Raw genomic sequence first — 17926 nt, forward strand, 5'->3', positions numbered from 1 at the left:
GCAGTGTGGCGGGCCGAGCACCGGCCTAGGCTGGGAATCGTGAGCACAGCATCCGTCGCCGTCGCCCAGTTCGGCCCCGTCGCCGACCGCGACGCCAACCTGGCTGCCATGCGCAGCCTCGCGCTGCATGCGGTAGAGCAGGGTGCGGGCCTCGTGGTGTTCCCCGAGTACTCGTCGTACTTCACGCCGAAGCTCGACCCCGACTGGGTCTCGGCGGCCGAGCCGCTCGACGGCCCGTTCGTCGAAGGTCTGGGCGACCTCGCGAGTGAGACCGGCGCGGTCATCGTCGCGGGGCTCGTCGAGACGGCGACCGTACCCGATAAGTTTCGCAACACCATCGTCGCCATCGCCCCCGACGGCTCGCTGCTGAGCGTCTCGCGCAAGCTGCACCTCTACGACGCGTTCGGCGCGAGGGAGTCGGAATGGGCCGAGGCGGGCTCCATCGAGCCGCCGCAACTCTTTGACGCTGTCGGGGTGCGCGTGGGCATCCAGACCTGTTACGACCTGCGGTTTCCTGAAGTCACGCGCCGCCTCGTCGACGCCGGAGCCGAGCTCGTGCTCGTGCCGAGCGAGTGGGTCGCGGGCCCCGGCAAGGTGCACGCCTGGAGCACCCTCGTCACCGCGCGGGCCATCGAGAACACTGTCTACCTCGCGGCCGCCGACCACATTCCGCCGATCGGAGTAGGGCACAGCATGATCGTCGACGCGCGCGGCGAGATGCTTGCCTCGATCGAGACGGCGACGGATGCCGTGGTCGCCCCCGTCTCGCGCGATCACCTCGACGAGGTGCGCCGCATCAATCCCGCCCTGCAGTTGCGCCGGTTCGGCGTCGTGCCGCTCTAGCGGCGCAGGCTCTGCAGGCGCGTCACCGCTTCGGCGATCGCCTCGTCGGCCTTGCAGAAGGCGAAGCGCAGAGCCGTGGCGCTGACCGGACCGCCCGGTTGGCCGAACGAGCTGAGCGGAATCGCCACGACGCCCGGGTCGACCGCGAGCTCGCGTGCGCTCGTCGCCGCGTCGCCGAGCCCGAGGGCCGCGCCGTCGGCGACGATGAAGTAGGAGCCCGCCGTCGGCTCGATCGTGAAGCCGGCGTCGGTGAGACCCGTCGCGAGAAGGTCGCGGCGGCGCTGCATCGTGCCGCGCAGCTCGTCGAAGAAGCTGTCGGGCAGCCGCAGCCCTTCGGCCACGGCGCCCTGGAACGGCGCCCCGTTGACGTAGGTGAGCCACTGCTTGACGGCGATGACCGCGTCGATGAGGGCGGCCGGACCGGTGACCCATCCGATCTTCCAACCCGTGACCGAGAAGGTCTTGGCCGCGCTCGACACGGTGAGCGTTCGCTCGGCGGCGCCGGGCGTGCTCGCGACAGGCACGTGCTGCCGACCGTCGAAGACGAGGTGCTCGTAGACCTCGTCGCTCACGATGACGGCGTCATGCTTCGCGGCCAGGGCGACGATGCGCTCGATGTGCTCGGCGGCAAGAATCGAGCCCGTCGGGTTGTGGGGCGAGTTGAGCACGATGACGCGCGTGCGGTCGCTGAAGGCTGCATCGATCGCGGCAGAGGTCGGCTGAAAGCCTGTCTCGCTGAGCGGAATGGTGACGTGCCGCGCCCCGCTCAAGCCGATCACGGCCGCATAGGCGTCGTAGAACGGCTCGAGTGTGATGACCTCGTCACCAGGGCCGGCGAGGGCGAGCAGGCTCGCGGCGACCGCCTCGGTCGCGCCCGCGGTGACGAGCACCTCGGTGCCGGGGTCGACGCTCAGCCCGTAGAACCGCTGCTGGTGCTCGGCGATCGCCTGCCGCAGGTCGGCGAACCCGCGACCCGGCGGGTACTGGTTGACGCCGGCCTGAATCGCCCCGATCGCGGTCTCGAGCACGATCGGGGGAGCGTCGTCGTCAGGGAAGCCCTGGCCGAGGTTGATCGCCCCGTGCTGCGCGGCCAGTGCCGACATCTCGGCAAAGATCGTCGTGCGCACGAGGCCCGACCTGTCGACGAGTCCCGCCGCGCGCGCGACGCGCATCCACGGGGCATCGGCGGTGTCGACCATTCCGCCAGCGTATCGGGCGTGGCGTGCCTCGTTCGGGGGTCGGATGCGAGGAAATTCGGCCGCAGAACGTGAAACAGGCGCGCCTTCATTCGCATTGCGAATGCATCGCCGTGTCCGCCATTTGGAGGACATTGACGCATTCCGCACACTGGAGCGAAGCCTGCTCGTTCCACGAGCCGCCCTGTTGTGAGGATTGTCATTTTGCTGCGGAACTGGTCGACCAAGTGGGTGACTCGATGATCTCGGTGGCCTACGAGAAGTGGGTCGGAACCCCCGGAGATAGAGCTCCGCATCCGGTCTTTCGGGCACTGCGTGAGTCGAGACTCGACAGCTTTCTCGCCGACAGCCAAGACGACGGCGTACTGATCGTCGACCGTGACGGAAGCATCATCGACTGCAATCGGGCCCTGACTCATCGCACCGGCCACTCGCGTCACGAAGTGATCGGCCGCACCATGGTCGAGATCGTCGTGCCGTCTCACCAGCGTCGTATCCGCGCTGCTCTCGCCGATTCCGCGAGCGGTGACGGGGTGCGAGTGCGGGCTACGGGAATCAAGGCCTCAGGCGACACCTGTGAACTGGCGATCACCTTCGTTCCGCTCTTCGACCACAACAGCCACGCGCTCGGCTCGCTCGTCATCACACAGAACCTCTCGGAGGCGGCTGACGTGCTGCGCGACCGTGAGCGGCAGGGTGCCCTGCTCGCGCTGGCCGGGCGAGTCGCCGGATTCGTCGGGTTCAGTCTTGATCGCGATTCTGGTGACCTTGTCTGGTCGGGCGCGCTTCCGGCAGTGCCCGGCGCGCTGCCGTCGACGCTCGACCAGTTCATGGCTGCGCTGTCGACGACGGATGGCGCGCGGCTGGCTCGCGCGCTCGAGAAGTCAGAACGTGAAAGTCGCTTGCTCGACATCACCCTCTCGGTTTCGACGTCTGCCGGAGAACGGCACCTGCGCCTGGTCGGCGAGCCCGCAATTGTGCCCGGCTCGATGCGACCAGCGCTCAGCGGCGCAGCCCACGACGTCACCGACGCCGTGGTCGAGCAGCAGCAGCGACGCGAGGTCGAGCAGTTGCTGTCGACGACCGTGAACGCCATGACAGACGGGCTGGGCATCATCGATGCCGACTGGCGCTTCACCTTCGTCAACGATCGCATGGTGCAGATGATCGGGGTCGACCGCGATGCGGTCATCGGTTCGACCCTATGGGCCGTCGTGCCCGAGCTCGGCGGCACCGAGTTCGAGATCGGCTTTCGCTCTGCTGTCGAGACCGCCTCGACCGTGCACGTGCGAGACCGCATCGATGCGCGCGATGCCTGGCTCGAGGCGATCGCTTACCCGAGCGGTGGCGGTCTCGCGGTGCACTTGCGCGACATCACCGACAGCGAGGTCGCCGCACTGAGGTACCGCCATGCGCAAGAGCAGCTGGCGACGTTGGGAGGCCTGCTCGACATCTCACGTGACGCCATCGTCGTGCGCGATCCGCAGCATCGCATCCGCTACGCCAACGCCGGCGCTCTGGACCTCTACGGCTGGCAGGCCGACAGCATCATCGGATCAGATTCGCGCGACCTGCTCACGATCGACCCCGACCTCGCCGAGCATGCCATGGCCACGGTGCTGGCCGAAGAACACTGGTCGGGTCGCTTCGAGGTGCGCACGGGCGATGGCCGCGACATCGTGGTGTCGAGCCGTTGGCAACTCATGCGTGACGATCGCGGCGAGCCCGAAGCCGTGCTCTCCGTGTCGGCAGACGTCACCGACGAGGTGTCGCGTGAAGAGTCGCTGCGCCGCACCGAACGTCTCGAGTCGCTCGGCACCTTCGCGGGCGGAATTGCGCACGACCTTAACAATGTGCTGACTCCGATACTCATGGCGTCGCAGTTGCTGGGCTCGTCGCTCGAGGGCACCCCTGACCGCGACGTCGTCGCCATGATCGAGACCGCTGCTCGGCGCGGAGCCGACATGGTACGTCAAGTGCTCGCTTTCACACGGGGCGTCGAGAGCCGCATTGAGAGCATCGAGCTCGCCGCGCTGCTCGACGAGTTGCAGGCGATGGTGCGCGAATCTCTGCGACCGTCGATCGAGCTCGTCGTCGAGTCACCCAGCCAACCGGTGACGTTCTCAGGCGACGCGACGCAACTGCTACAGGTGCTGGCCAATCTGGTGTCGAACGCCAACGATGCGATCGAGGGGCCCGGCGCCGTCACCATTAAGTCGCGGCTGGAAATCGACGACGACGCCTCAGACAACTGCGTGGTCATCGACGTGATCGACGACGGTCACGGCATCAGTCCCGAGGTCATCGCTCGCCTCTGGGAGCCGTTCTTCACGACCAAGCCTGTCGGCGAGGGCACCGGACTCGGCCTGCCGATGGCCGCAGCGATTATGCGCAGCCACGGCGGATCCATCAGTGCGCACAGCGACGGAGAGTCGGGCTCGTGCTTCACCCTGCGGCTTCCCGCAGCCGCCTCTGCCGTGGTGTCGACGCCAACGGGAGAAGTGCCCAGCTCACCGATGCCCCGCGGCCACGGCGAGCTGGTACTCGTGGTCGATGATGAGCAGGCCATCCGCTCTGTGGTGCGCCAGGTACTCGCGGCGCACGGCTACGAGGTGTTCGTGGCGTCGAGCGGCCGTGAGGCCCGGCTTCTCATCGACTCCGGACGCGTGATGCCCGACCTCGTGCTCAGCGACGTCACCATGCCCCACGGCGACGGAATCGAGCTGGTCGAGCAGTTGATCGACGATGAGTCGACTGTTCCGATCATTCTCATGAGCGGCCTCGAAGACCGAGCCACGGTCTCGCAGCCGGTCGGTCGTCGGGCGCGTGGCTTCTTGGTCAAGCCGCTCTCGACGCCCACGCTGCTGCACGCCGTGCACGACGCACTCACGCACCACTCACGAGAGAGAGCCATGTCATGACTGCTACCCCGCAAGAGGGACTGTGGCGCATCCTCGCCGTCGACGACGACCCGCTCATCGCGACACTGGTCGCCGATGGTCTGCGATCGCACGGGCACGTCGTGACCGTGGCGTCGTCGCCTCAGGATGCTCGCTCGATGCTCGACGACGTCGACCCTCACATTCTCATGTGCGATTTGAATTTCGTCAGTGGCGAGTCGGGTGCCGAGTTCGTCTCGAGCGTGCGCGAAGCGCGACCCTGGGTCGCGTGCGTCGTGCTGTCGAGCCATCGATCGCCCGAACTCGCGGTGCCTGACGCGCATCTGTTGCCCGCCGACGTCGTCTACATGGTGAAGTCGACCGTGCGCTCGGTGGCGCACATCGTCGAGGCGGTCGAGGCAGCGATGACGGGTCGCGCACTCCCCTCGGTGGTCCACGCGGCAGATAAAGGCACGGTCACCGTGACCGCGGTGCAGGCCGAGGTCTTGCGCATTCTGGCGAGCGGCGCGTCGACGCGCGCCCTCGCTGAGAAGCGCGGCACTTCTATCCGGGCGGTCGAGAGCCTCTTGGTGCGTCTCTACGGCACGCTCGGGCTCGACACCTCGCGCGAATCGAATCCTCGGGTTGAGGCGATTCGCATGTGGCAGACCGGGCGCGTGCGCGTGCGGCACTCGGCTCGCCGGGAGGCAACCCTTGTATCGTGAGCTGCTGCGGCAGAACCGTTCGCGCGAACTCGTTGCCGATTTTCTCGATCAGTTCATCACCAGGCACGGGTGGTGGGCAGCCCGGGCGGCCTGGGTGAGCGAAGAGGGCATGGTCGTCGAGCCCTGGAGGGTGAACCCGAGCGCGCCGCGCGCACTTGATGCCCTGCCTCACTTGCAGAACCCGGCGCAGCCGATCGATCCTGGGGCCGCACGGTTTCCTGATCCGATACTCGTCGGCGTCGCCGATGTGCAATGCACGCGGGGCGCGACAAGCGCGTTCGACACCGCCGGTGTCACCCAGCTAACCGTGGTCGACGTCGCGGGCATGCTCGACTTCGACGTGCGTCTCGTCTTCGCGGCGCCTCCTGAGCACGCGGCCGCACCCGAAGTGCTCGAGGCTTTGCGCACGAGCGCAGCGTTGCTACCGACGGTGTTTAGGCAAGAGGTCGAGCGCGAAGAACTGCGGTTCGGCTCGATGCACGACCCCATGACACGACTGCTCAATCGTTCGGGCCTTGAAGAATTGGCGCAGCGCGTGCCAGCCGGCACACAAGCACGAGCAGTCATCTACATCGATCTCGATGGCTTCAAAGAGGTCAACGACTCGCACGGCCACGCGGCTGGTGATCATCTGATCGTCGAGACTGCCCGCCATCTGCAGCGACTGGTGCGCCCCACCGATCTTGTGGGGCGCGTCGGCGGCGATGAGTTCGTGGTCGTGGCAACCTCGGTGCTCGACGAGATGGCGGCCGTGACACTCGCTCAGCGACTCGTCGCCGCGTTGTCGCGCGACACGGTAGTCGCGAGCGGTGCGGTCGCCTCAATCGCCGCGAGCGGAGGAGTCGCCGTGTGGCCCCCCGAGATGTCGTTCGCCGATGCCGTCGCCTCAGCCGACGCTCTCATGTACGAGGCCAAACGGATCGGCGGCGGAATCGCCGTGCAGGATGCCACGGGCCGGGTGCTCGTTCGTGACCCGCTCGGCGGCGATGCCGAGCCCGAAGAGGTCGAACGAGGCCGGGCCGCGGTGCTCGCGGCTGCAGTGCTCGAGGTGCTCGGTGATGAGATGTGGGGCGGCCACCTGCTGCTGCGAGGCGAGCTCTGCACTGAACCGATCGATCACTCGATCTCGCTCATCGAAGCATCACTCGCTCCGCTGGTCGATCGAGGCTCGATGTCGCGATTGGTGATCGAGCCTCGCGGCCGGGGTTGGTCGCGCGAAGGCCTCTTGCTTGACCTCGTCGAGAGATTGCTCGCGCACTACCCGGGCACCGAGCTTCTGCTCATGGTTGACAGTCAGCCATCGTCGGTCGAATTGCGCCTCGTTGTCGAAGAGATTCGTGCGCGGCTCGGAGTGGGGCTGGTGCTCGGCGGCATCGGCGCAGCGTCGGGCGGAGACGTGCGCATGATCGCCCAGACCTCGCCCGACGCCCTCGCGCTCGATCGCGAGACCGCGTTGAATCTTGGTCGCACCCAGCCGCCCGGTATCGCTGCGATTCTTGCCGGAGCGCTCGCCCAGGCGCTCGGAGCCGCCCTGATCATGCCCGCGATGCCGAGCTCGCTCGAGCCCCACCGCCTGGCCGATTGGGGCCTGAACCTCGCGATTACCCCGATCGCTGATCCGCATCCCGAAAAGAGAAACGCATGACCATGTCGCCCTTGCACGCCACGCTTGCCCTGGCCTCGGCCCTGATACTGGCAGGATGCGCGCCCGTCGACGACACGCCGGCTCCTGTCTCGAGCAATACGAGCACGGAAACCGATGCAGACGCGAGCGCCTACGGCGGTTTCGCTATCGACCCGCCCGCCGATGATGAGATCGTGCTGACGATCGAGGCAGCTGCCGACCGTGACTTTACCTACAGCGAGCTTCAGCAACTGGCAACCGTGGAGATCAGCATTCTGGAGCCGTTCGTGAATCAGAGGCAATCGTTCAGTGGAGTACCGCTCGCTGATCTGCTGGGTCTCGCCGGCATCACGGCGAGCGACCGCATCGAGACCATCGCCCTCAACGACTACCGTTTCGCCGACAGCGCCTCGCAGTGGGCAGACGCCGATGCGCTGCTTGCTGTCTACCGCGACGGAGCGTTGATTCCGATGGACCAGGGTGGCCCCATTCGCATCGTCTTCGCCGAAGACTCTGCGGCCTACGGCCAGCTCGATGCCTGGAACTGGAGCCTTCGCACCATCGCCGTGGTCGAGTAGGGGCCGGCGATGACCCCGGGGGGGACTGAACCGCGCACCTGGCAGGGCTTGCTCTCACTGCGAGGCGGACAATGGATGCTGATCGCCGGGCTGCTGACCGCTGTCGGCGCGCTGCTCGTGTCATCGGTGTTCTCGGTCGCGGCGCACGAGAGCGAGCTCGAGGGCATCTTCAGCCAGGAGGGCGATGGCACAGCCATGACGCTCGTGCAGCGAGAATCTTTCGGGGTCATCGTCGCCATCGACTCATGGGCGCGCGACGACGCGACCGTGCGCGAAGTGCAGATCGCTCGAGCAGGTCTGGGGCAGCGCCTGCAGGTGGTGACCGAGTCGGGCTCGACTACGTTCGAGCTCACCGGCCCCGATTACCGAGACAGCCTGCTCGATCTCGACGCCGTCATCCGTTCACTGCAGAATGATGCTCTGGCTGAGCGCCTCGTCGAGCGCCGCGCCATCGCAGCCACGGTTGACAACTTCGCGACGCAGTCGCGTGAACTCAGCGCGGTATTCCAGCAGATTACGCGCGACAACTCTGTCGCCGCGATCGAACGTCGTGCCTCGGTAGAGCAGCTGCAGGCGATCATGGCGGGGGTCATCGTGCTCATGGGCGTGCTGCTCGCGGTGTGGCTCTCAGTAGACCTGCGGCAGTCGTACCTGCAGGCCTCGCAGCGGTTGACGGCCGAGACACGCCGACTCGACTCGGCGCGCCGCAGTCTGGCGCTGCGGCACGAGCTCGATGGGCTCGCCCGCACCTGGAGCGACGCCATCGCGAGTGGTCTGCCACTGTCTGAGATCCTCACGACCGCTCGAGCCGATCTCGGTCGGCTCTTGCCCACCGTGCCGCTCGACGTGATCGAGCACGCGCGTGGCGGCGTGCGATTCGTCGTCGCTGACCATGCGCCGGTGGGCGTGGGCGACGACCCCGTCGACCTCGAGGTTGATGACGACGACGTCTCTGCAGCGCTCGAGCGGGCGAACGAGAGTGTTGCGCTGGCAGAGATTCGCGACCTCGATCAGCGCCGCTTCGAGATCGAGCGCCAGCACGACCCGCTCACGGGCCTACCCACTCGCGAACTGCTGCCCAGCAGCGTCACGGATGCGACTGCGCGCGCTCGTCGACGCCGCGAGACTGTCGTCGCGCTGGCCCTCGTCGACATCAATCGCTTTGCCGACTTCAACAGCTCGTTCGGGCACGCCGAGGGCGACCAGCTGCTCATCGAGGTTGCCCAGCGGTTGCAGTCGCACTGCGGCTCTTCGCACCGTGTGCTGCGTCTCTCGGCAGATGAGTTCGCCCTGGTGGGGTCGTTCGTCAGCGAGTCGGCGGCCCGTGCAGCGATCGACAGCATTTCCGATGCCGTGTCGATCACGACCACGGTCTCGGGCCAGTCGGTCGCCATCGCCGTCACCGTCGGAGCAGTGATCTCTTCTTCGGGCCACGACGGAGCCGAGACTCTGATTCAGCAGGCGGCAACTGCGTTAGCGGCGGCGCAGAGCGACGCGCCTCGCCGCACTGTACGGTACTTCACGAAAGAGCACGATGGGCATCTCATGGGCGTCATGCGCGAAGAGTCGGCGCTGCGCTCGGCACTGCACTCGGGCGAATTCGTCATGCACTACCAGCCCATCGTCGCGCTCGAGACGGGTGCGATCGCCGCGTGCGAGGCGCTCGTGCGGTGGAACCGGCCAGGCGTGGGCGTCGTCGGCCCGAACGACTTCTTGCCCGCGGTCGCTCGAGCCGGCCTGACGGTCGACCTCGGATGGCAGATCATTGAGCAATCGCTCGATGCGTGGGGGGTGCAGCGCGCAATCGCGCGCGGCCGGCTCGACGACACCTATTTGTCGATCAATCTCGACGCGGCACAGTTGGCGATTCCGACGCTGGCCGACTACATCCTCACCGCGGCCGAGCGCAGCGGAGTGCCGGCACGCTGTGTCGTGCTCGAGGTCACCGAACATGCGCTGCTCGTCGGCGACGTGGCCATCGGCCAGCTCGAGACCTTGCGCGACCAAGGTGTGCGCATCGCCCTCGACGACTTCGGCACGGGTTATTCGAGCTTGTCGCAGGCGAGCTCGCTGCCTCTCGACATTCTCAAGATCGATCGCTCATTCTTGCCTTCGCCTCGCCTCGACCAGCAGCAGCTCTCACTGATTGGCGACATTCTGTCGATCGCGACGACGCTCCAGCTCGCGGTGACGGCCGAGGGCATTGAGACGGCTGCGGTAGCGCACGACCTGCGCGAGCTGGGGGTCGACTTCGGCCAAGGCTGGCACTATGCACGGCCGATGCCGATCGCCGAGTTCGCTTCGTGGCTCGATGAGCATGACGCGGTGCGCATCACGGCGACGTGAGCTGCGCCGAGCGCTGGCGCCGAGCGGGTCGGCTCGGCGTGTGCACGACTGCTCCGTAGCGGGCGAGCCACGCCGTCTGGTGCCACTCTGCCGTGCCGCCGATGCGCGTGAGCCCAGCGTTCGACGGCACGATGTTGCGCACGCGAAACTCGCCCGTGACGCGTTCACCGCTCGACAGCTGCAACTCGACCGGCAAGCGGTCATGCAGATTCCACGCCGGCTCAGTGGTGATGAAGGCCGCCCCGCCGATGCTCACGTCGACGCAGGTCGACGTCGTCTCGCCGAGGCTCGCCGTGATCATGACCGGCACACGCGCTGCAGCTCGAGTCCATGCACGGTTGCGCGCACGGTAGGGCTCGACCACGTAGCAGTGCGTGATCACCCGAGTGCGTGACGCGCTGTCGTTCCACCTGACCGACCCTCCGACACGTGTCATCGCGCCCGACGGCCCGATCGCGCTGCGCGACGTGATCGTGAGCACTCCCGTGGCCGCCTCGATCGAGCCCCCCAGGGTTCGGCACTTCACCGAGAAGGGGAGGGTGCTGGCCAGCTCGACCAGGTCGCGGGGCACGACGAGCGCCGCTCCCGACTGATGAAGGTCGACACACTGCACCGTTGTCGAGGCGGTGCGCGCGCTCAACACGACCGGAAACCGCCACAGCCGCCGATACTGTCGACGTCGATGCGCTCGCACGGCCAGCTGCAGCGCGACAGTGATGTCGAGCACGCTGAAGAAGCTGATGACCGCGAACGCACCGAGCTCGAGGGGCGGCAGAGCTGCGTCGGCACCGAGGCTGCGCATGACCGTGTCTGCGGCGCGAGCAAGCAGAACGGCGGCCAGTGCCCCCGCCATGACGATCGGCAGTCGCACAAAGCGAACGGATGCCCAGCCCCCGAGATCGGGTTCGTTCTTGGGCGTGACGTGAAAGCGCATGGGCCTGCGCGTGACGAGAGCAGGTAGCGCGCGCAGGTGCGCCTCGAAGGTGAGGTGCAGGGTGCGGATGCCCTCTACTCGACCGCTGACCCCACGATGCAGTGCGGTGGCGCTGAAGGCCGAGATGAGCATCCAGAACGCCCAGAACGCGACGCCAGCCGGGCCCGGCATGGCGACGGGAATGAGGGCGAAGACGCCGACGGCCACCACATAGCCTGCGAACACCAGCCGCTGCACAGGGGTCAGATAGTGCAGCAGCGTGCCGACGTACGAGACCTGCTGCGAGAATCGAAGCCCGCGACCGAAGGGCATGCGCAGGCGCCAGTGGAACGCGGAGAGGGTTCCTTCTGCCCACCGGGCCCGCTGCACCGTGTACGACGCGAGGTTGTCGGGTGCGAGCCCTTGAATGAGGTGCTCATTGTGGTAGCGGATGCGATAGCCGGCTCGCTGAAGCAGCAATGAGGTCTCGAAGTCTTCAGTCGAGGTCACGGTCGCGATGCCTCCGACGTCGCGAAGAGCGCTGAGCCTGATCACCGCCGCCGAGCCGCACCAGAACACCGACCCCAGGCGATTGCGCCCAGGCAGCAGCACGTCGAAGAACAACGACTGCTCGTGACGACCCGACTCGTGGTGCATGACCGAGTTGTGATTGCGAAATGAGTGCGCCGACTGCACGAGGGCCACCTGGTCGTCGTCGAAGTACCCGGTCATCGCCTCGAGCAGGTCGGGAGCCGCGACATGGTCGGCGTCGAGCACCAGCAGCAGGTCGCCGGTGAGGCGCGGGAGCACCGCGTTGATGTTGCCGGCCTTCGCGTGCGCATTGTCGCTGCGCGTGACATAGGTGACGCCGTAGTGCTCGGCGAGAGCGCGCATCTCGGGTCGCCGACCGTCGTCGCAGAGGTAGAGGCTCGTGCGACCGCGCACGGCGAGCGCCCCGATGACCGTGGGCTCGACGACGTCGACGTCTTCGTCGTAGGTGACGATCACGATGTCGACGGCAAGGTCGAGAGCGGGTGGTCGGGGTGTCGGTGGCAGGCTCCACGTCTCGATGACCATGATGACGAAGCTCAGATAACCGAAGAGCTCGGCGGCGAAGAGTGGCCAGAAGAGCCACGGGTTTACCCCCGTCGAGGTGGCTACGACTCGCCAGATCAGATAGCTCGCCCCCACCAGCACCGCGATAGCAGCGAGTGTGCGGGCGCGCCGGGGTCGGACCTGAAACCAACTGCCCGCGCGGATCGACGTGCGTGCGAAAGTCGAGGGGATAGGAGCGTAGGGGCCGCTGACCGTTGTAGCTCGGGGGATCATGTACTGCTCGTTTCTGCGACGGGAGACCCCGCCCAGAGGGCGGAGCGTGAAGAGCCGTCATGATTTTGCCCCGGTGAGAATTCGAACGTTCGTGCCGGTCGTGAATCACTGTCGCAATGCGTCAATGGGCGCTGCCCTCTATTTGCGGCACCAAGACGGGTCGGTCAGGCTTGACCCGGCACGCACTGCGGATGGCCTTCATGGCCGTCCGGCCGCTCTATCCCCCCCCAAGCGCGGAGCGTGCGCCGATGGTGGCCGGTCACTCGATGACCGGCCACCATCGAGCACCGCGCCTATGAGGAGAACAACGTGATCACCGCCAACACCACCGCACTTGACTGGGTCAGCGCAGGCAACTCGACGTCGGTCGACGCTCTCGTGCTACGTTTCGGCGCAGTGCTCAACGGTCTGCTCGAGCGCGTTCTCGACAACGGCAGCGACTGGTTTCTCGTCGACCGGTCGGGTCGACTGATCGATTGCCGTGCCGACGACCTGGGTGCCTCGGGCCTCATCGGCGCTCCGCTCGCGAAGATCGCCGGTGGTGCCGCTGCCGAGTCGATCGAGCAAGCATGGCGCCACGTGCTCAATGGTCGCGCTCAGGCCGTGTGGCCGTGGCAGGGCGGGCGAGCTCGAGTCGCCATGCGCTCGATCGAGCTGCACCCCATCCGCGACGTCTTGACCGACGAAGACTTCATCGTCGGCGCACTCGTGGTGATCGTCGATGCCGACGCGCGCGGCGAGAGCCTGAGCGCCGCCGCTTAGTCGTCTTTCGAGCGGGCAACCAGGCTCGTCGCCCAGTCGAAGAACACGGCCTTGCCGGGCGAGGTGTCGTCGACGTCGGCGTCGACGCCGCGCGAGATGAGCGTCGAGAGACCGTCGATGATGAGGTCGAGGTCGTCGTGCGGCGCCGTCAGGGCCATTCCGGCCGAGCAGGCTGAGAGCACGCTCGAGATGATGCGGGCATCCACATCAGAGCGCACCATGCCAGCCGCCTGCAGACCCTCGATGAGCTCGCTGCGAATGCCCACGTTGGGCACGTAGACGAAGCTGTGCGCGTTGCGCATGATCGAGTTGAGCGCCTCGCGGTCGATGACGAAGAGCGTCTTCGCGAGCGGACGCTCGTAGACCGAGCTGAGAATGTAGGTGTACATGCGCGACAGCAGCCCGCCTCGTGGGTCGCGCTCGATGTTCTCGACGATGTTGCCGTACATGCCCTGAAACTCGCGGTTGAGCATCGCGACCATCGCGTCGTTCGCGGTCGGGAAGGTCTCAGTGACCTCGTCGATGCTGAGGCCCGCGCGCGAGGCGATTGAGGCGAGCGTCACCGCGCCGTAGCCGTCGTTCGTGATGAGGTCGGCGGCGGCGTCGAGCACGGAGTCAACGAGATCAAGGCTGGATTGCGACATGGTGGAGATGTCCCAAGAGTTCGGTGTACGGGTGGTGGTCGAGCTCTGACACTGAGCATAAGGTGCCGATAGACGAGTCTGTGCACCCCAGTTGGGGGGCGGCGATGTGGAGAGACCGCTCGGGATGCTCGCTCGCGCTCTACCGTGGGCGCCATGCTGAGACGCCCCGCCCTCGTCGGCCTCGCCATCGCCCTCGTCGTGCCGATCGCCGCCTGCACTCAGGCCACGCGCCTGCCTGAATCGGAGCCGAGTTCGGAGGTCGCCCCGCTCTTCGCCTCAGACGAAGAGGCGCTCGCCGCGGCCACTGCGGCGTACGAGGAGTACCTGGTCCTATCAAGCGCAGCCTCTGCGGATCCGAACTTCGACAGAAGCGAACTTCTGCGAATGGCTGACGTGCGCTACTTCGACGAAGTGGTCGCTTCTATTGACGCCTTACATGCGGAGGGTTTGCGAACTGAAGGCGTTATCGGGCTACGATCTGCTTCCCTTCAGCAATACGTCTCCGAGACGCCTTCCGACGCGACCATCATCATTTACGCCTGTATCGATGTGTCGTCAGTTCGCGTTGTAGACCAGTCGGGTACGGACCGAACGCCAGCAGAACGACAGGAGCTGGTCCCTCTGGAAGTCGAAATTTGGGCTGCCGGGAGGGTCACCCCGAGCTTCGCGGTGGCTCGCAGCGAGTCCTGGCCTGAGGGTTCGATATGCGAGGAGTAACTTTCTGGACGGTCGCGGTTCTCAGCACAACCTTGGCGGGCACCGGGCTACTGCAGTCAGGAACGTGCACAGAGACATCGGCTGTGGTCGGCTGCCCGCAGGTCGGCGGTGAGGTCGGCGGCGGCGGGGCGACCCTGTCTGGCAATCAGACGACGCCGGGCTCACCGGGTGGGACTGGGGGCGGCTCGGGCGGCTCCGGCGGCAGCGCAGAGCCGCCGCGACCATGCGAAGAAGTCTTCGCCGGGCTCTGCTACGGCGACGGGCAAGACAAGCCGGGAGAAGAGCTGGCGCCGGGTATCCCGCCGATAACGCTCAGCGACATCGCGCACTTCCGCCCCCAGCCGGCGACGCAGCGCATGCAGCCCGACGGCTGGATGGTGGTCGGGCTCGACACCAACTTCTACGCGCTCATCGAGCGCCATGTCGTCGCGGGCTCGCTACTCGGCGCACCTGCCGACGTACGGTTCACCCCGGTCGCTTACCGGTGGAGCTACGGCGACGGCAGCACCGCACGACTCACGACCAAAGGCGCCTCGTGGCAGGCGCAGGGCCTGAGCGAGTTCGACCCGACGGCGACGAGTCACGTGTATCGAGCATCCGGCACATACTTCATCGATCTCGACGTCGAATACACCGCCGAATACCGGTTCGCGGGCGGCGGCTGGGTGCCCTTGAGCGGCACGATCGTGCTACCCGCCAACCGGCTCGTCGCCACCGCCGGCGACGCCGTCACCGTGCTCGTCGACCGCCACTGCGCGCAGCCGCCCGCCGGGCCCGGCTGCTGAGGAGCGACTGAGGGAAGCGGCGGGAGGCGTTCAGGCAGGGCAAATAGAATGCACAGGTTTGCGGAGGACGCTGACACCGGCGAAAGGAGCCCTCCCCATGACCACGACGCCCGACAACACGCCCGACACGAGCGGCGAGGCGCAGCGGCCCGAGGTCGAGCGCACCCCGAGCGACACGGCTGCGCCCGTGATGCCCGCAGCAGAGCCCCCGACGACACAGGCGCCCGCGCACACCGCCCCGACCACCGAGACCTCGACCCGTTCGCCCATGGCGGTCGGCCCGCTCGTCGCCATGCTCGCCGTCGGTGCCCTCATCGGCGGCGTCGCCGGAGGTGGGGTGACGGCCGCCGTGCTCGCCGGCACGCAGACCGCCGTCGTCAACACTCCGCAAGGTCCGACCGCGATCACCGTCAACGACCCCGACGACGCCACGCTCGTCACCGGCGTTGTGGCTACCGCCATGCCCTCCGTCGTGAGCTTGAGCGTCGCCGGCGGCGGCACGGCCGGCGGTGGCTCGGGCGTCATCTTGAGCGAAGACGGCTACGTGCTCACCAACAACCACGTCGCCACGCTCGAGGGCGCCACCATCACGCCGAGCATTCGCGTCTCGCTCGCCGACGGCCGCATCTTCGACGCCGAGCTCGTCGGCTCTGACCCGCTCGCCGACCTCGCCGTCGTCAAGCTCGAAGGCGCCGAGAACCTGCCCGTCATCGAGTTTGCCGACTCTGACGCGCTCAACGTCGGCGACCGGGCGATCGTCATCGGCTCGCCGCTCGGCCTCACGGGCACCGTGACCAACGGCATCGTGTCGGCCCTCAACCGCTCGATCACCGTGCGGTCATCGGCCGTGCCCGAGCAGTCGCTCGAGCAGCCGTTGCCCGAGAACGACGTCGACGCACCGTTCGACTTCTGGAACTTCGACACCCCCGGTGACGACGAGCCCGCGTCGCCGCAGGCCCCGCAGGCGACGATCTCACTGCCGGTGATCCAGACCGATGCTGCGATCAACCCCGGCAACTCGGGCGGAGCCCTGCTCAACGACCAGGGTCAGCTCATCGGCATCGTCGTGGCTCTCGCCACCGCCGGCGGCGGCAACGGCCAGGCCGGCAGCATCGGCGTGGGCTTCTCGATTCCGTCGAACTTCGCGCAGCGCGTCGCCGACGAGCTCATCGCCGATGGCACCGCCAGCCACGGTCTGCTCGGCGCGACCGTCACCGACTCGATCAACGACGCCGAGAGCACGGTCGTCGGGGCACTCATCGACTCCGTCACGCCGGGTGGCGCGGCTGATGTCGTCGGCCTGCGCTCGGGCGACGTCATCACGGTGTTCAACGGGGTGCCGATCGGCGGCAGCGTCGACCTCACCGCGCAGGTGCGGGTGCTGGCCGGCGGCGACAGCACGACCCTCACCTACGTGCGCGGCGGCAACGCGCAAGAGGTCACCGTGACCCTCGGCGAACTGCGGTAACACCTGCTCCGTCGCTGCGGGCGAGGCACTAGCCTCGGGAGGTATGGCCCCGCCCGCAGCGACGCTCCCCGGCGTCAGCTACGTCATGCCCGTGTACAACGAGTCCGCCTACATCGACGATGCCATCGACAGCGTGCTCGCGCAGCAGTACGAGGGAGAGCGTGAACTCGTCGTGGTGCTCGGCCCCTCGACCGACGGCACGACTGAGCTCGTCACCGCGCGGGCCGAGGCCGACCCCCGCATCCGCGTCGTGACGAATGACGCCCTGTCGATTCCGCTGAGCCTCAATCTGGGCATCCGCGCTGCGACTCACGATGTGATCGTTCGGGTGGATGCTCACACCGAGCTGACCGCCGACTACACCACCCTCGGGGTGGCGACCCTGCAGCGCACCCGCGCCGCGAGCGTCGGCGGCCTCATGGTCGCGACCGGCCGCGGGCGACTGCAGTCGGCGGTGGCGCGCGCCTACAACAGCAGGCTCGGGCTCGGGGGCGGCGCGTACCACGGAGGAGCATCCGAAGGCCCCGCCGAGAGCGCGTATCTCGGCATCATGCGGCGCGAGCACCTGCTGGCAGTCGGCCTCTACGACGAGGGCCTCAACCGCGGAGAAGACTGGGAGCTCAACCTGCGCCTGCGCGAAGCCGGCCACCTGGTCTGGCTCGACCCTGCGCTGCGTGTCACCTACTGGCCGCGCGACACCTGGGGCAAGCTCGCACGTCAGTTCACGGCGACGGGCATTTGGCGCGGCGAGCTCGTGCGGCGTCTCGGCGGCCGCAACTCGTTGCGCTACTTCGCGCCGCCTGCGCTCGTGCTCGCGAGCGCCCTGAGCCTCGTGCTGCTCGTGCTCGAGCTGACCGGCGTCATCACGGGGCTCGCGGCCTGGCTGCTGTCGGTGGTCTACCTCGGGCCGGTGCTCTACGCGGCGCTGCTGATCTCGCTGCTGTTCGTGCGGTCGAGCGGCGAGGCGCTCGCCGACCGGGCGACGTTCGCGCGGGTGATCGCCGTCATGCACTTCAGCTGGGGCGCCGGCTTTCTGCGCGGAGTGCTGCTCGGCGCACGTGACGCCGTCGACCGCTCGCGCATCGAGTCGTAGCGGGCTTGGTCGCGGCGGGCAGGG

The 17926-nt window shown here is 67.4% G+C and carries 14 protein-coding genes; 11 read left to right on the top strand and 3 right to left on the bottom strand.

Features of this window, described 5'->3' with window-relative positions; translation table 11 throughout:
• The first annotated feature begins 39 nt into the window (after positions 1-39).
• A complete protein-coding gene (locus KL788_RS12945) occupies positions 40-843 on the top strand; it encodes a carbon-nitrogen hydrolase family protein (RefSeq protein WP_367120435.1) in 804 nt (267 codons plus the stop codon).
• Here the strand turns inward: KL788_RS12945 and KL788_RS12950 are convergent.
• Positions 840-2042, bottom strand: a complete 1203-nt coding sequence (locus KL788_RS12950; protein WP_293172480.1) for an aminotransferase class I/II-fold pyridoxal phosphate-dependent enzyme — start codon at positions 2040-2042, stop codon at positions 840-842. The genes KL788_RS12945 and KL788_RS12950 overlap by 4 nt on opposite strands.
• 236 nt (positions 2043-2278) lie before the next feature.
• Here KL788_RS12950 and KL788_RS12955 point away from each other — a divergent pair, with 236 nt between their 5' ends.
• The 5 genes from KL788_RS12955 to KL788_RS12975 are packed head-to-tail and all read left to right on the top strand — an operon-like array spanning position 2279 to position 10191.
• Positions 2279-4960, top strand: coding sequence for a hybrid sensor histidine kinase/response regulator (locus tag KL788_RS12955; RefSeq protein ID WP_293172483.1), 2682 nt, complete (start codon positions 2279-2281; stop codon positions 4958-4960).
• Positions 4957-5643, top strand: a complete 687-nt coding sequence (locus KL788_RS12960; protein ID WP_293172486.1) for a response regulator — start codon at positions 4957-4959, stop codon at positions 5641-5643. Before KL788_RS12955 ends, KL788_RS12960 begins: the two co-directional genes overlap by 4 nt.
• Positions 5633-7288 carry a GGDEF domain-containing protein gene (locus KL788_RS12965; protein ID WP_293172489.1) on the top strand — a complete coding sequence of 552 codons (1656 nt, stop codon included), beginning with the start codon at positions 5633-5635 and terminating at the stop codon, positions 7286-7288. The genes KL788_RS12960 and KL788_RS12965 overlap by 11 nt, the downstream gene beginning before the upstream one ends.
• Positions 7285-7845 carry a molybdopterin-dependent oxidoreductase gene (locus KL788_RS12970; RefSeq protein WP_293172492.1) on the top strand — a complete coding sequence of 187 codons (561 nt, stop codon included), beginning with the start codon at positions 7285-7287 and terminating at the stop codon, positions 7843-7845. The genes KL788_RS12965 and KL788_RS12970 overlap by 4 nt, the downstream gene beginning before the upstream one ends.
• Positions 7846-7854: 9 nt before the next feature.
• Complete coding sequence (locus KL788_RS12975; RefSeq protein WP_293172495.1) at positions 7855-10191, top strand: putative bifunctional diguanylate cyclase/phosphodiesterase; 2337 nt, start codon at positions 7855-7857, stop codon at positions 10189-10191.
• Here KL788_RS12975 and KL788_RS12980 read toward each other — a convergent pair.
• On the bottom strand, positions 10178-12433 hold the full coding sequence (locus KL788_RS12980) for a glycosyltransferase family 2 protein (RefSeq protein WP_293172498.1): 2256 nt from the start codon (positions 12431-12433) through the stop codon (positions 10178-10180). The genes KL788_RS12975 and KL788_RS12980 overlap by 14 nt on opposite strands.
• Positions 12434-12742: 309 nt before the next feature.
• On the opposite strand from KL788_RS12980, the gene KL788_RS12985 reads away from it, so the two are divergent.
• Positions 12743-13195, top strand: a complete 453-nt coding sequence (locus KL788_RS12985; protein ID WP_293172501.1) for a hypothetical protein — start codon at positions 12743-12745, stop codon at positions 13193-13195.
• Here KL788_RS12985 and KL788_RS12990 read toward each other — a convergent pair.
• Positions 13192-13839 carry a TetR/AcrR family transcriptional regulator gene (locus KL788_RS12990; protein WP_293172504.1) on the bottom strand — a complete coding sequence of 216 codons (648 nt, stop codon included), beginning with the start codon at positions 13837-13839 and terminating at the stop codon, positions 13192-13194. The genes KL788_RS12985 and KL788_RS12990 overlap by 4 nt on opposite strands.
• 153 nt (positions 13840-13992) lie before the next feature.
• On the opposite strand from KL788_RS12990, the gene KL788_RS12995 reads away from it, so the two are divergent.
• The 4 genes from KL788_RS12995 to KL788_RS13010 all read left to right on the top strand — a co-directional run bounded on the left by KL788_RS12995 (position 13993) and on the right by KL788_RS13010 (position 17902).
• Positions 13993-14556: a hypothetical protein gene (locus tag KL788_RS12995; protein ID WP_293172507.1), complete on the top strand. Its 564-nt coding sequence runs from the start codon at positions 13993-13995 to the stop codon at positions 14554-14556.
• 83 nt (positions 14557-14639) lie between these two features.
• Entirely contained in the window at positions 14640-15341 is a 702-nt protein-coding gene (locus KL788_RS13000) for a hypothetical protein (RefSeq protein ID WP_293172510.1), read from the top strand.
• A 97-nt stretch (positions 15342-15438) separates the two neighbouring features.
• Positions 15439-16809, top strand: coding sequence for a S1C family serine protease (locus KL788_RS13005; protein ID WP_293172513.1), 1371 nt, complete (start codon positions 15439-15441; stop codon positions 16807-16809).
• Between the two features lie 43 nt (positions 16810-16852).
• Positions 16853-17902, top strand: a complete 1050-nt coding sequence (locus KL788_RS13010; RefSeq protein WP_293172516.1) for a glycosyltransferase — start codon at positions 16853-16855, stop codon at positions 17900-17902.
• Positions 17903-17926: the final 24 nt, after the last annotated feature.

This window comes from Microcella sp. (assembly GCF_019739195.1).
In the GTDB taxonomy this organism is placed as follows: Bacteria; Actinomycetota; Actinomycetes; order Actinomycetales; family Microbacteriaceae; genus Microcella.